Below are 12,399 nucleotides of genomic sequence, written 5' to 3' on the forward strand. Positions count from 1 at the left end.
GTGCCCACACTCGATAAAGTCACCGTGGATCTCATGGTCGTCCTCGGGACGACCACCATGCCGATCCATCAAGTATTACGTCTTTCCCGCGGCGCCATCATCGAGCTGGACGCAACCGAGGCCGACGAGGTCAAGGTCCTCGCCAACAATCTGCCGGTAGCTTCCGGCGTCGTGCTGGTCGATCGCAACCGGATCGCGGTCGAGGTCAAGCAGATGCTGCCGCGGACGCCGGGCACGCGGTAGCGGACCCGGCCTCACCCGATAGGGCCGATCCGGGCGGGGGAGCGAGACTTTCCTGCCAGGCTTGTGGATTTCAGCGTCTTTGCAGGCTTGTATCCCCCTGATGGATTTGTTAGATCGGCGCCGCTGATCCGGCCAGCCGACGACCTCAGGCCGGTATCTTCTTGCGCTCGTGGCGGAACTGGTAGACGCGCTGCCTTGAGGTGGCAGTGGGTAACACCGTGGGGGTTCGAGTCCCTCCGAGCGCACCATCTTCAAATATTATCCCTGGAAGCCGGCGGCCCGCACGGGCCTGTCAGCCATATTCGTCGCCGATCCTGTATTCCCGGTAGATCTCCAGCGGATCGAGGTCGGGGAACAGGCGGCATTTGGCCTGGGCGAGGTGCAAGGTCACCGCGTTCGGCTCCTTGCCGTGCGACAGCATCCTGCGGATGTCGTCCATATGCGCGCTCGGCTGGTGCTTCGCCTCGAGCTGCTCCAGCGCGACCAGGGCGGTCGCAAGCGCCTCGGTCAGAACCCAGTCGTCGTGGCCCGTGATTCCCTTCTTCGACATCGGCAGACCCCAATCCGCAGACTTCAGGCGTGACAGCGGCAGTCTACCGTAGCTTTACGCGAATCTCCATCGAGCAGCACTGCGTGGAACGGAACGGGCGCCTCGCGCACTCGCTTGCATTACGGCGGCGCGTGGCTAAAAGGCGGCGGCGCGCGGGGGATGGTATCTTTGTCGAAACAAAGTTGGCGTAGACGGGCCTCGCGCGACTTCTCGCGGCTGGAGCCAGCATGGTCTTTCTAAGCTTCGTCTACCGCTTCCTGACCAACTTCGCGTTCATGGCGCTGGTCTATTTCAGCCTGAACTTCATGGAGAAGTATCAGAACCGGGCGATCCTCGCGATCCTGGTGCTGGTCTATAGCGGCATGCGCGCGGCCTCGACGCTGCGCGCGTTCTACTTCTTCCAGAAGATCGAGAAGCTCGAGGCCGAGACCAAGCGGCTTCAGGCGCCGATCAATGACGGCTCGGGCGGGACCAACGCGCGCAAGCAGGTCGTGGCGGACGTCGCAAGGCTGCGCCGTGACGGCGAGCTCAAATCCTATATGGACCTGTTCTTCCTGGCGCTGGTCGTGCTGCTGTGCGTGGCCAACATCATGCGGCAGTAAGCGCGCTATTCAGGCGCGCTTCTTGACGCTGGTGGCGAGGCGGGTCGGATGGGACGCCGTACGCTTGGCCTGAGCGGCGGGCCTCGGCCCGGTATGCGCAGCCGTTCGCCGAGCGTGAATCTTCCCAGCCCTGATCGTCCCGGCCTTGCCCTTGCCGGCATGCGGCCCTTCGGCCGCCATCGCGAGTCGCGTCGCGGCCCGCCGCGACAAGGTCGTCGAGAGCAGCACCTCGACCGATCCCTCGGGGATGGCAAAGACATCGCGGCCGGGCGCGGGCAGGGTGGCGGCGATATCGGCCTGCGCGATGGCCTTGCGCGGCAAGACCTGCGGCTGGTGCGCGGTCTGCGCGTTGAGATCGGCGAGGCCTGGGGCCGGCAACGTCGCGGTCTGTGTGAACACGAAGCTTGGTACGGCGGGCCAGCGCGCGATCGGCGTCGTCTCGGTCGGCGGATGCAGCAGCCATTCCACCGGTGTCGTCGGCGTCGCCGGACGGTCGGCCGTGGCGGGCACCACGTGCACGATGCGATAGCCCTTCGCCTTGAGGTCGCGAATGATCTTCGGCAGCGCTGCGACCGTGCGGGCCTGGATGTCGTGCAGCAGCAGGATGCCCTTGCCCTTGGCCTCCAGCCGCTGGATCGCGAGCTGGTAGACGCGGTCGGGCGAGATGTGGCGCCAGTCGTCGGCCGGGAAGTCGGCGCTCCACACCTGGATGCCGCGCGAGATCAGATAATTCTCGACGCCGTCAGCGCGCATCAGGCCGGGAATGCGGAAGAACGGCGCGAGCCTGGAAGGGTCCGTCATGGCCGCCGAGGTCCACTCGATGCCGCCGTCGATCTCAGCCTGAGCCTTCTCGATCGGCATTTTGTTCATCGTCAGCGGATGGTTCATGCTGTGCGTGCCGACGGTATGGCCCGCCGCCACAAGCTTGCGCACGCCGTCCGGATTGGCCTTGGCCTGCTGACCGATGATGAAGAAGGTCGCCTTGATGCACTCGCTCGCGAGGATCTGCAGCACCTGGTTGGAATATTTCGGCAGCGGACCGTCGTCGAAGGTCAGCACCACCTCATGGTCCTTCAGCGGCAGGGTCTCGCGGTACTGCATGGTGCCGATGCGTGGATGCTCGCGCGGATCGACCACGAGCGTGCGGGAGGTGCCGAGCGCATCGGGATGTCCCGGACATTCGGCGGCGAAGGCTGCCGGCGACGCCGTGGTCAGCAATCCCAGGAGAAGGACGGTCCACGATCGCGTCCGAAAAACAGCGCTACTGCCGATCATGAACTCCGTAAGCCCTCATCTGCGACTGTCGCCATAATAGGTCGGAGACATCCGGAAACGGTTCAGGCGCAAGCACCTTCCCGCCGATGATGTCCCTCAATCATTGCATGGCGTAGCATGAACAGAATGTTAATAGGGCTCAAATCACCCCATTTTGGTCAGCCGTGACATTCCGGCATCAACGCGCGTCGGCGTTCTTCCGTGGCGTGTTCGCCGGCACGATGTGGACCACGTGATAGCCGTTCTCCCGCAAATATCTCAAGAAGGCTGGCATCATGGCCGCGGTACGCGCCTGGGCATCGTGGAACAGGATGATACCCTTGCGGGCAGCGGCCACGCGATCGGTGATCAGCTTGAGTTCCTGCTCCGGGGTCATGTCGTTCCAGTCGCTGGCCCAGAAATCCGCCCCGAACACGACGATGCCGCGCTGCTCGAGCAGATCGAGCTGCGCCGGCGTGGACTCGAAATAGGGGAAGCGGAAGAACGGCGTCGACGGGATCGTGGTCGAGACTCCGTGCAAGGCCATCTCGTCGGAGGCGATCCCGTGGTCGATTTCGTACTTCGCCGTATCGGCCGGTATCCGCGTCATATGCGGGTGCGACCAGGTGTGGTGGCCGATGGTGTGACCCTCGCGGGCGATGCGCTTGACCAGATCGGGGAATTCGGTGGCGCTCCGGCCGACCAGGAAGAAGGTCGCGCGCACGCATTCCTGCGCCAGCGCCGCCAGCACCTTGTTCGTCGACGGCGGACGCGGACCGTCGTCGAAGGTCAGCACTACTTCGTGATCGGCGAGGGGAAGTGTCTGCGGAAAGCTCTTGAGGCCGACGCGGGGCGTGGTCTTGGCATCGACGCTCATGACCCTGAAGGTGCCGAGCGCATCGCTCCGCGGGCAGTCCGCGGCCTTCGCTGAGCCGATCGCGGTGAGGGTGGCGAGAGCGAGGCCCATCGTGATCGAGGTCGATTTCGGCCGCTGCATCTTTGCCATTGCACTCCCGATTGCCTTGAGGGTATTGCCTGACCGTCAGCCCAAATCACCAACCTGTCCAACGGCGAGGCGTTCCATGGATGAATATATGGATGGCGCTGCTTCCGCCGAGACATTGGTACTCGACCACGTCCCGATGCGCAATGAAGACGGCGAAATCCGGCAGGAATTCGTCGACGAAATCGCCCATGCGATCGAGGCCGCCGACAGCGCCACGCTCCGCGCCTGCGTTGCCGATCTGCACGAGGCCGATCTCGGTGACCTCATTGCCGCTCTTGCTCCCGAAAACCGCGTTCGCCTGGTCGAACTGACCGGCGCCGATTTCGACTTCTCCGCTCTGAACGAGGTCGACGAGACCGTTCGCGAGGAAATCCTCGACGAACTGCCGCCGGAGACGGTTGCCGAAGGCGTCCGCGAGCTGGAATCCGACGACGCGGTCGAGCTGCTCGAGACCCTCGACGAGGAGGAGCAGGAGGAGATCCTCGAGAAGCTGCCGCTCCAGGAGCGCGTCGCGCTCGAGCGCAGCCTGCTGTACCCGGAAAACTCCGCCGGCCGGCGCATGCAGACCGAGTTCATCGCCGTGCCGCAGGATTTCACGGTCGGTCAGGCGATCGACTACATGCGCGACACGCCTGATCTGCCCGACCGCTTCTACGAGATCTACGTCGTCGACAAGGACCAGCACTGGCTGGGCGCGGTCGCGCTCGACGTGCTGCTCCGCGCGCGCCGCCCGGTACCGCTGACCGAACTGACCGACGAGGATCGCCGCCGCGTCTCCGTCCTGGAGGACCAGGAGGAGGTGGCGCGCATGTTCGGCAAGTACAACCTCGTCGCCGCGCCCGTGCTCGACACCCAGGACCGCCTCGTCGGCGTCATCACCGTCGACGACGTGGTCGACGTCATCGAGGAGGAGGCGGACGAGGACCTCAAGGCGCTCGGCGGCGTCACCAGCGACGAAGAGCTGTCGGACACGTTTCTGACCATTGCGCGCGGCCGCTTCAACTGGCTGCTGATCAATCTCGCCACCGCCTTCCTGGCGTCCTCCGTGCTCGGCCTGTTCGAGGGCCAGCTCGAACAGATGGTGGCGCTCGCCGTGCTGGCGCCGATCGTCGCGAGCCAGGGCGGCAATGCTGCGACCCAGACCATGACGGTTGCGGTGCGCGCGCTCGCGACCCGCGAGCTCGGTGCCTCCAACGCCTGGCGCGTGATCGTCCGCGAGACGCTGGTCGGTCTCGTCAACGGCATAGGCTTTGCCGTGATCACGGGCATCGCGGCGGTCGCCTGGTTCAAGATCCCGGGCCTCGGAATCGTCATCGGGCTCGCGATGATCTGCAACCTCATTGCCGGCGCGCTCGGCGGCATCCTGATCCCGATGGCGCTCGAACGCGTCAGGGCCGATCCGGCGGTGGCCTCGGGCACGTTCGTGACGACGGTGACCGACGTCGTCGGCTTCTTCTCGTTCCTCGGCATTGCGACGCTGTGGTTCGGGTTGAAATAGGTCTCTTGCGGCAACCGCGCTCTCGTGTCCCGGGCGCGCTGCAACGCCCTTGGCGTTGCTGCGCCGAACCCGGACATAGACGGCGGCACGGCGCACCCGGGGCACGAGACCCCCATCCTTAATCCGACCTTAAGCGACCTGCCGCATGATCGCCCGTGCTTGGGGGAATGAGCATGCGCGTGCGGCTGAAGGCGGATGGACGGATCGTTGAGGTGCGGGACGGGCAAGAGTTTCCCGTCCAGCCGGTCCAGCCTGCGGTCGAGGCGTCGCCGGCCGAGGCCGGCTCGCTCGCGGTGCGCGATTTGCGCCGGCGCGCCTGCCTCACCCAGATGGAGTTCGCCGCCAAGCTTGGCGTGCCCGTCGAGACCATCCGCAATTGGGAGCAGGGCAAGCGCGCCCCGCGCGGACCTGCCCGCGCGCTGCTGGCCGTGATCGCACATGCGCCCGACACGGTTTTCCAGGCACTCGCCAAAGCCTGACACCAAGGCCTCACCTTGCGAACCTTCCGTTAGCATTGCGGCTGAAGATCTGGTTTCGCGATCGGCCTCGTCCGTTGCACTCTGGCGGCCCGGGTCCATAATGATGCGAGAGGCTGCCGCAACAGAGAGGATTCCTCATGCGGTTCGTCGAGGCCAATGGCGCGAAGATTCCGGCGGTCGGGCTCGGGACCTGGGAGCTCAGCGGCCGGACCTGCGCCCGCGTGGTCGAGCAGGCGCTGCGACTCGGTTACCGCCACATCGACACCGCCCAAGTCTACGACAATGAACGCGAGGTCGGCGACGGCTTGCGCGCCTCCGGCGTGCGCCGGGACGACGTCTTCGTCACCACGAAGGTCTGGACCAACCATTTCGCGCCCCACGATCTCGAACGGTCGGTCAAGGAGAGCCTGGTTCGCCTAAGGCTTCCAGCCGTCGACCTCGTGCTGTTGCACTGGCCCAATCCGCACGTGCCGCTGGAGGAGACGCTGGGCGCGCTGGCGCATGCCAAGCGCATGGGCCTGACGCGCCACATCGGCGTCTCCAATTTCACGGTGGCGCTGATCGAGCAGGCGGTCGCTCTGTCGGGGGAGCCGCTGGTCTGCAACCAGGTCGAATATCATCCCTATCTCGACCAGACGAAGGTGAGGGCGGCCTGTGACCAGCACGGGATGGCGCTCGTTGCCTACAGTCCGATCGCCAAGGGGCGCATCAAGGCCGACCAGACGCTCGCGGCCATCGGTCGTGCCCATCACAAGACGCCGGCACAAATCTGCCTGCGCTGGCTGGTGCAACAGAATGTGTCGGCAATTCCCAGAACGTCGCGCATCGAGCGCCTGTCGGAAAACATCGAGATCTTCGATTTCGAGCTCTCCGACGAGGAGATGGGGCAGATCGCCGCGCTGGCGAGCCCCAAGGGCCGCCTGACCGATTTCGGCTTCGCGCCGAAATGGGATTGAGGGGGAACCCGGGTATGCTAGGAGCAAAGTGGCAACCCAAGATCGGGCGATGGAACCGCGGAAGATCATACGGCCTGATATTGCGGCGTCAGCGATCGCGCATCTGACGCTGGTGGCGCTGATCATCCTGATCAGCGAGGTCCATCCGTTTCATGCCGCGCCGGCCGAGACCGTTGCGGTCGATATCGTTACCCCGGAGCAGGTGAAGCAGGAGGAGGCCAAGGCGGAAGAGAAGGCGCGGGAGGAGGCGAGGGAGAAGCCGCCCGAACAGCTCCCCGAGTTCAAGCTGCCGAAGCTCGACTTCACCGACAAGGACAAGCTGGACACATCGCCCAAGCCTGCGCCGTCCGAAGAGAAGCCCGCGGAGAAGGCGCCACTGCAGCAGAGGCAGCAGCCTCGGCCGCCACAGGCGGCGAAGCCGCAAGAGGCCAACGCACAGTCTCAACCCCAGCAATCTCAACCGCAACAGCCACCGGCTGCGATGCCGCAGCCGCAGGCCGCGCCTCCGGCCTACAAGCAACCGGAGCCGGATGTCACCGTCAGATACCATGTGACGCTGGGCCTGCCGCCTGCATTGCCGCCCGCGCCGAAAGACGCTCCCAAGGATGATGGCGGCGATGCCAAGGACTCGATCGCAGCCAAGCTGCCGCCTGAGGTCATTGCCGAGCTTCGCCGTCACCTGAGGAGCTGCTCGAAACTGCCCGCGGGGGTCGCGCCGACCGATGCCGTGCGCATCAGGTTGCGGGCGGTGATGGCCACGGATGGTACGCTGGCGCGCGAGCCGATCCTGATCGAGGCGCCGCCGTCCGCGAAGGGCGTCGCCATCGTGAAATCAGCGATCAGCGCGCTCCAGAATTGCCAGCCCTACAAGATGCTGCCAACGGACAAATACGCGGAATGGAGCGTGATGGACCTTTCCTTCACGCCGGGGGATTTCGGGTCGTAGCCGCGCGAACGGCCCGACGGGCAAAACACCGCCGATGCTGTCAATCCGCGCCGGCGAAAATATTCCACTTTACCGAAATTCGGAAATAGCGTATGTGTCGTCCATCCCGGTTCATCCTTGAGGGGCGATCGTACGTCGTCACGAATTGCGAGCCGGAGTGCGGTGGACGCGGCAGCGTCGTCACGAGAGGGTGCGGGCAGGGCGGGTAGTCCCTGTGAGCCCGAAACCGCGTGCGGACGAGCGGCGCTGTTCAGTTCGTCTCGCCAGCATTCTTGCGGCGCGTGTGCACACGTCTGCAAGACCCTGTGGCGGCAACGGACGCGCGTACGGCAAAACCGTGTGGTCCCGGCCGTCGTCGCTACGGTCAAGCCTGTCGCGGAGATGTGGAGCGTCCAACCGGATCAACCACATCGTCAATTCGCGGGGCGAGGGAGGCCAGAAGGAATTCGGCTCCCGGGAGAGCGCGGCATAAGCCGTCAACCCATCGCGCAGGGAAGGCCGTGTGTTGGGGCTTCACCTGTATGCCGCTGTGCGGTCTTTCACTGCGCTACATTCGCGCAGCGGACCGCGGGTGCCGCCGGCACCCGGCCTTCCCTGCACCCTCTTGGACAAGAGGGCGGAGAGAACAAGCAAAGCTCGGGCGAAACGCGTCGCGAGAGCGCGAAGGTGTGTCTGCGATTCGAAATGCAAAACTGCAGGAGCGATGCCGTTGCCTCGAACTTCGTCATTGCACGCAAAGACGTTGTGGCGAGAGCCGGACTCAACGACGCCGCTTCAATCCCTCGTCACCCGCGACCACCTCCGGCGCCATCGCGGCCCAGGCGCTCGACGCGAACTGCCGCCGCCAGGTCACGACCACCACCGCGGCCGTGGTCACGAACAGCACCCAGGGGCTGACGAACCAGCCGAGATAGCCGAGCGCGAAGAAGAAGGCGCGCTGGCCGCGGTTGAAATGGCGGCCGGCGGATTCGAACACGCGCGAGGTGCGGACGACATGGGCCTCGGCTTCCGCCGTGTCGCGCATGGAGGCCGGCGGCATGCCGCCGAACAGGATCGCGACGTAGTTGAACAGGCGGTATGCCCAGGCGAACTTGAAGAAGGCGTAGACGCAGATCAGCACCAGGCCGACGCATTTCAGCTCCCACAGCGCCGGCGAGGGGCTGAGGTCGATCGGCAGCTTGGCCAGAATGGCGATGGCGTCGTTGGTCGCATGCAGCAGCGCCAGCGCGCCGCCGAGCGCGAACAGGCTGGTGGAGGCGAAGAAGGCGGTGCCGTTCTGAAGCGAGGCCATGATCTGCATGTCGACCATGCGCGCCTCGCGGTCGAGCAGGCGGCGGACCCAGACCTCGCGGTAGCGGTTCATTCGCGCAGACAGGCTGTCGCGGCCATAGGCGGAGTGTTCGAGCGTGGCGGCATAGACCAGCCATTCGACGATGAAGAAGCCGACGGCGGTGATGTCGACCCAATGCCTGCTCATGTCTCTCTCCTCGCGGGCCACACGATTGCCACGCATGGTGGGGTGCGGCAACGATTGATTGGGGGCAGGCGATGGCGCTAAAAGCAGCCGCACAGACGGACTTAGGTAAGGACCAGCGACATGGCAGCGCTCAAGCTCGCGATCGGCAACAAGAACTACTCGTCATGGTCGATGCGGCCCTGGCTCGCGCTTCGCGCCAACGACATCCCGCTCGTGGAGACCGTGATTCCGCTCTACACCGACAATCCCGCGGACAAGGAGCAGATCCTGTCCTTCAGCCGCGCCGGCAAGGTTCCGGTTCTGGTCGACGGCGACATCACGGTGTGGGATTCGCTCAGCATCATCGAATACATCGCCGAACGCTATCCGGAGAAGAAGCTCTGGCCCGACGATGTCGCGGCCCGCGCCTTTGCCCGTTCGGTGTGCGCCGAGATGCATTCCGGTTTCATGGCCCTGCGCGGCGAATGCGGTATGAACCTGCACCGTCCGGTGCGGCCCGTGACGCTGTCGGCGGACGCCAGGGCCAATGTCGCGCGCGTGGAGGAGATCTGGCACACGTGCCGGGCCGGCTACGGCGCCGGCGGGCCGTTCCTGTTCGGTCGCTTCGGAGCTGCGGATGCGATGTATGCCCCGGTCGTGCATCGCTTCCGCACCTATGCCATCGAGGTCACGCCGGAGACCAAGGCCTACATGGACACGATGATGGCAATGCCGGCGTTCCAGGAATGGACTCGCGACGGCATCGCCGAAACGCTCGTCATCGAAAAGTTCGAGAACGTGTAATCACGAATGTGATCGAGCGCGGCTTGACGGCATACCAGCTTGCGGCGCTCAATCCAAGGGAAGACGGGCTCTGGAGAGGGACGACGATGGGAATCCTGGACTCACTCGAAAACAATCCCGCATTGCGCAGCGCGCTCGGTCAGCTCGGCGCCGCGGTTCTGCCGGCCGTGCTGGGCGAGGTGATGGGCAGCAACAACCAGGGCGGCCTCGGTGCGATCGTTGCAAAGCTGCAGCAGGCGGGCTTCGGCGACCAGGTCAAGTCCTGGCTCGGTAACGGCCAGAACCTGCCAATCTCGGCCGACCAGCTTCGTGCCGTGCTCGGCAACGACACCGTCCGCCAGCTCGCCGCCCGCTACAACATCCCGGTCGACCAGCTCGGCGAGATCCTGGCGCAGGAGCTGCCCAAGGCCGTGGACCAGGCGAGCCCGGACGGCCATCTGCCTCACGGCGCCTGAGGGGGAGGTTCCGGCGGGCGTCGCCGGCCGCCCGGTTCCCCAGCTATCACCCTGAAAATATTGCGGGATTGGTGCGTTTGCGCTGGCTGCATACTGCTGGCCAAAACGCCGCATCGCGTGCTATAGGTCGCACCGGGTTTTCAGCCGGTCCGTCGCAGTGGGACCCTGGGCACGGCCGGCGCTGTTTGAGTGATGGAGATGGGCGTTGAAGCATAAATTCCCCGTGGGAACGCGCGTATTGTTCACTGCCAGCAACATCGCGCGCCCGGCTGCGAGTGGTTCGTACGAGGTCATTCGCCTGCTGCCGACGGAAGGCGACGACTGCCAGTACCGGATCAAGAGTTCGACCGAAGCCTTCGAACGGGTCGCCAAGGAAAGCCAGCTCGCGCTCTCGTAATGCGCTGACGGCAGCCGCGCGTTGACATCGCGGACGAATTTGCGCCGCCCGCCGTCAAATGGCCCGCTTCGCCTCGCCAAGGTGAGGTGGGGGCGGTTGCCGACTCGCGGTGCTCGCTTGACCATCAGCTCTCGCGTGGGGGGACATCGCGCATGAACTGGGCATGGGCCTCATCGCTCGACGAAATCTGGCGCTCGCCGGCCTTCCCGATGTGGATGACGCTGGCAGCTGGCGGCTTCTTCGGATTGATCCTGCTGATCACGCTGGTGCGTGCCGAGAAATCGGTCGCCAACGGGGCGCTGACCGTCATCACGCTGCTCTCGATCGGCATCGCGGTGGCCGCGACCATGCGCATCTATGGGCCGCTGGGGCACGATAACCCGATTGCGGAAGTTGGCACGCAAGCCACGGTGACAGCGAGCCTGCCGGCGCTGTCCTGCCTCGACGATCTCGCCGGTGACGCCGTCGCCGCTGGCTGCGAGAAGGCCCTGTTCGGTGCGCCCGATACCGCGGCTGCTGCGGTCGCCTATACGGCGGCCCGGATCGATCGGCTGACCGCGCTCGGCGATGCCGCGACCGCCGACAAGAGCATGACGCTCGACACCAAGGTGCTGCGCAAGTCGCTGGAGCATGATCGCTACGGCCTCGTGGCTCAGGTGCTGGTCGCGCGCGACGGCTGCACCCAGTTTGATTGCGCAGCGTTCCGCTCTCTGACGGACCAGCAGCAGGTTGCCGCCAACATGGACGCGCATCTCTATGATCAGCTGGTCGCGCGCTACGCGCCGACCTGGAATACGCCGGCCGCCGCGCCGGGAGCGCTGCCGCCCAACCCGATCGCTGCGTTACCGCCATCGATGCCGACGGGCCGGCCGACCAATGCCGAGTTCCCGAGCGCCTCGTCGACCCCGCCGGTGAGCATCATGACGCCGGAGCCGCCGACGGCAGCCACGCGGCCGCCGCCGGCCGCCAATGCGGCGGCACCTGCGACGCCTCGTGCTCCGGCCGCGAAGAAGCCCCCGGCGCCGAAGGCTGCGCGCGCGCCTGTTGCTGCGCCGGTTCCGCTGACGCCACCGCCGGGCTCGGTGCCCGCGGCTGCGGATAACAACTAGTTCGGCTTTGAAAAGCTGCGCATGGCCCGCTAATGCTGGGCCATGCCACTCCATCTGATCAAGCTTGCCGTCGGCTGCGACTCCGTCAAGGAATTGAAGGGGTGGATCGCCGAACGGATGCAAACGGCCAAGAAAAAAGGCCTGCCGCAACACCACATCCACATCACCCGCATGGTGCCGAAGCGCGTTGCCGAGATTCTGGCAGGCGGATCGCTCTATTGGGTCATCAAGGGCGAGATCGCCGCACGCGAGAAGATCATCGGCATCGAGCCGTTCCGCGACAAGGACGGCATCGGACGCTGCCGGATCGTCATGCAGCCGAAGGTGATCTCGGTGTCGCCGCGGCCGATGCGTCCGTTCCAGGGCTGGCGCTATCTCGCCGACGATTCGGTGCCGCCCGATCTCGGCAAATCCGCCGCGGGCACGATCGCGGCGATGCCCGAGCCGATGCGGCGCGAGCTGCGTGATCTCGGGCTGCTCTGAACCGCGATATTGTCGATCAGCCGCGCAGCCGGCTAACCTTAACAAGCGGCGGTCGTGGACGCCATGCATCGACATCGGGCACAGCATTCCCGTGCTGCGATGATGTCGCGTGATCGTGGGCTGGATCACAGGCGCAATGTCGCGGCGCGATTCATGATGAC

The 12,399-nt window shown here is 65.4% G+C and carries 15 protein-coding genes and 1 tRNA gene; 12 read left to right on the forward strand and 4 right to left on the reverse strand.

The genetic code is table 11. The features are described 5' to 3' along the window. Both QY049_RS37785 and QY049_RS37790 read left to right on the forward strand, forming a co-directional pair. Positions 1-243, forward strand: coding sequence for a FliM/FliN family flagellar motor switch protein (locus tag QY049_RS37785; protein WP_011088012.1), 243 nt, complete (start codon positions 1-3; stop codon positions 241-243). 163 nt (positions 244-406) lie between these two features. Next, positions 407-491, forward strand: a tRNA-Leu gene (locus tag QY049_RS37790). A 44-nt stretch (positions 492-535) separates the two neighbouring features. Here QY049_RS37790 and QY049_RS37795 read toward each other — a convergent pair. Then, positions 536-793, reverse strand: coding sequence for a hypothetical protein (locus QY049_RS37795; RefSeq protein ID WP_301270622.1), 258 nt, complete (start codon positions 791-793; stop codon positions 536-538). A 227-nt stretch (positions 794-1,020) separates the two neighbouring features. Here QY049_RS37795 and QY049_RS37800 point away from each other — a divergent pair, with 227 nt between their 5' ends. Next, complete coding sequence (locus tag QY049_RS37800; RefSeq protein WP_301270623.1) at positions 1,021-1,395, forward strand: hypothetical protein; 375 nt, start codon at positions 1,021-1,023, stop codon at positions 1,393-1,395. A 9-nt stretch (positions 1,396-1,404) separates the two neighbouring features. Here QY049_RS37800 and QY049_RS37805 read toward each other — a convergent pair whose 3' ends face one another. After that, entirely contained in the window at positions 1,405-2,670 is a 1,266-nt protein-coding gene (locus QY049_RS37805; RefSeq protein ID WP_194482363.1) for a polysaccharide deacetylase family protein, read from the reverse strand. A 178-nt stretch (positions 2,671-2,848) separates the two neighbouring features. Beyond that, the gene (locus QY049_RS37810) at positions 2,849-3,655 is read right to left on the reverse strand and encodes a polysaccharide deacetylase family protein (protein WP_194482364.1); all 807 of its coding nucleotides are present in this window, start codon (positions 3,653-3,655) and stop codon (positions 2,849-2,851) included. Between the two features lie 76 nt (positions 3,656-3,731). Here QY049_RS37810 and mgtE point away from each other — a divergent pair, with 76 nt between their 5' ends. The 4 genes from mgtE to QY049_RS37830 all read left to right on the forward strand — a co-directional run bounded on the left by mgtE (position 3,732) and on the right by QY049_RS37830 (position 7,534). After that, positions 3,732-5,153: a magnesium transporter gene (gene mgtE / locus QY049_RS37815; RefSeq protein WP_301270624.1), complete on the forward strand. Its 1,422-nt coding sequence runs from the start codon at positions 3,732-3,734 to the stop codon at positions 5,151-5,153. Between the two features lie 167 nt (positions 5,154-5,320). Then, the gene (locus QY049_RS37820; RefSeq protein ID WP_194482366.1) at positions 5,321-5,632 is read left to right on the forward strand and encodes a DNA-binding transcriptional regulator; all 312 of its coding nucleotides are present in this window, start codon (positions 5,321-5,323) and stop codon (positions 5,630-5,632) included. A gap of 137 nt (positions 5,633-5,769) precedes the next feature. Next, positions 5,770-6,588 carry an aldo/keto reductase gene (locus QY049_RS37825; RefSeq protein ID WP_258766595.1) on the forward strand — a complete coding sequence of 273 codons (819 nt, stop codon included), beginning with the start codon at positions 5,770-5,772 and terminating at the stop codon, positions 6,586-6,588. Between the two features lie 49 nt (positions 6,589-6,637). Further along, positions 6,638-7,534: a hypothetical protein gene (locus tag QY049_RS37830; RefSeq protein ID WP_258766597.1), complete on the forward strand. Its 897-nt coding sequence runs from the start codon at positions 6,638-6,640 to the stop codon at positions 7,532-7,534. A 760-nt stretch (positions 7,535-8,294) separates the two neighbouring features. Here the strand turns inward: QY049_RS37830 and QY049_RS37835 are convergent. Next, the gene (locus QY049_RS37835; RefSeq protein ID WP_301270625.1) at positions 8,295-9,011 is read right to left on the reverse strand and encodes a DUF599 domain-containing protein; all 717 of its coding nucleotides are present in this window, start codon (positions 9,009-9,011) and stop codon (positions 8,295-8,297) included. Positions 9,012-9,131: 120 nt separating this feature from the next. Here QY049_RS37835 and QY049_RS37840 point away from each other — a divergent pair, with 120 nt between their 5' ends. The 5 genes from QY049_RS37840 to QY049_RS37860 all read left to right on the forward strand — a co-directional run bounded on the left by QY049_RS37840 (position 9,132) and on the right by QY049_RS37860 (position 12,238). Further along, positions 9,132-9,794, forward strand: a complete 663-nt coding sequence (locus tag QY049_RS37840; protein ID WP_301270626.1) for a glutathione S-transferase family protein — start codon at positions 9,132-9,134, stop codon at positions 9,792-9,794. Between the two features lie 86 nt (positions 9,795-9,880). After that, a complete protein-coding gene (locus tag QY049_RS37845) occupies positions 9,881-10,249 on the forward strand; it encodes a YidB family protein (protein WP_194482371.1) in 369 nt (122 codons plus the stop codon). 205 nt (positions 10,250-10,454) lie between these two features. Further along, complete coding sequence (locus QY049_RS37850) at positions 10,455-10,646, forward strand: hypothetical protein (RefSeq protein ID WP_080137309.1); 192 nt, start codon at positions 10,455-10,457, stop codon at positions 10,644-10,646. 152 nt (positions 10,647-10,798) lie between these two features. Next, positions 10,799-11,755: a hypothetical protein gene (locus QY049_RS37855; protein ID WP_301270627.1), complete on the forward strand. Its 957-nt coding sequence runs from the start codon at positions 10,799-10,801 to the stop codon at positions 11,753-11,755. A gap of 42 nt (positions 11,756-11,797) precedes the next feature. Continuing rightward, positions 11,798-12,238 (forward strand): DUF1489 family protein, encoded by a 441-nt coding sequence (locus tag QY049_RS37860; RefSeq protein WP_301270628.1) that lies wholly within the window; start codon positions 11,798-11,800, stop codon positions 12,236-12,238. Positions 12,239-12,399 lie beyond the last annotated feature (161 nt).

This window comes from Bradyrhizobium sp. WYCCWR 13022, assembly GCF_030435535.1.
Taxonomy (GTDB): Bacteria; Pseudomonadota; Alphaproteobacteria; order Rhizobiales; family Xanthobacteraceae; genus Bradyrhizobium.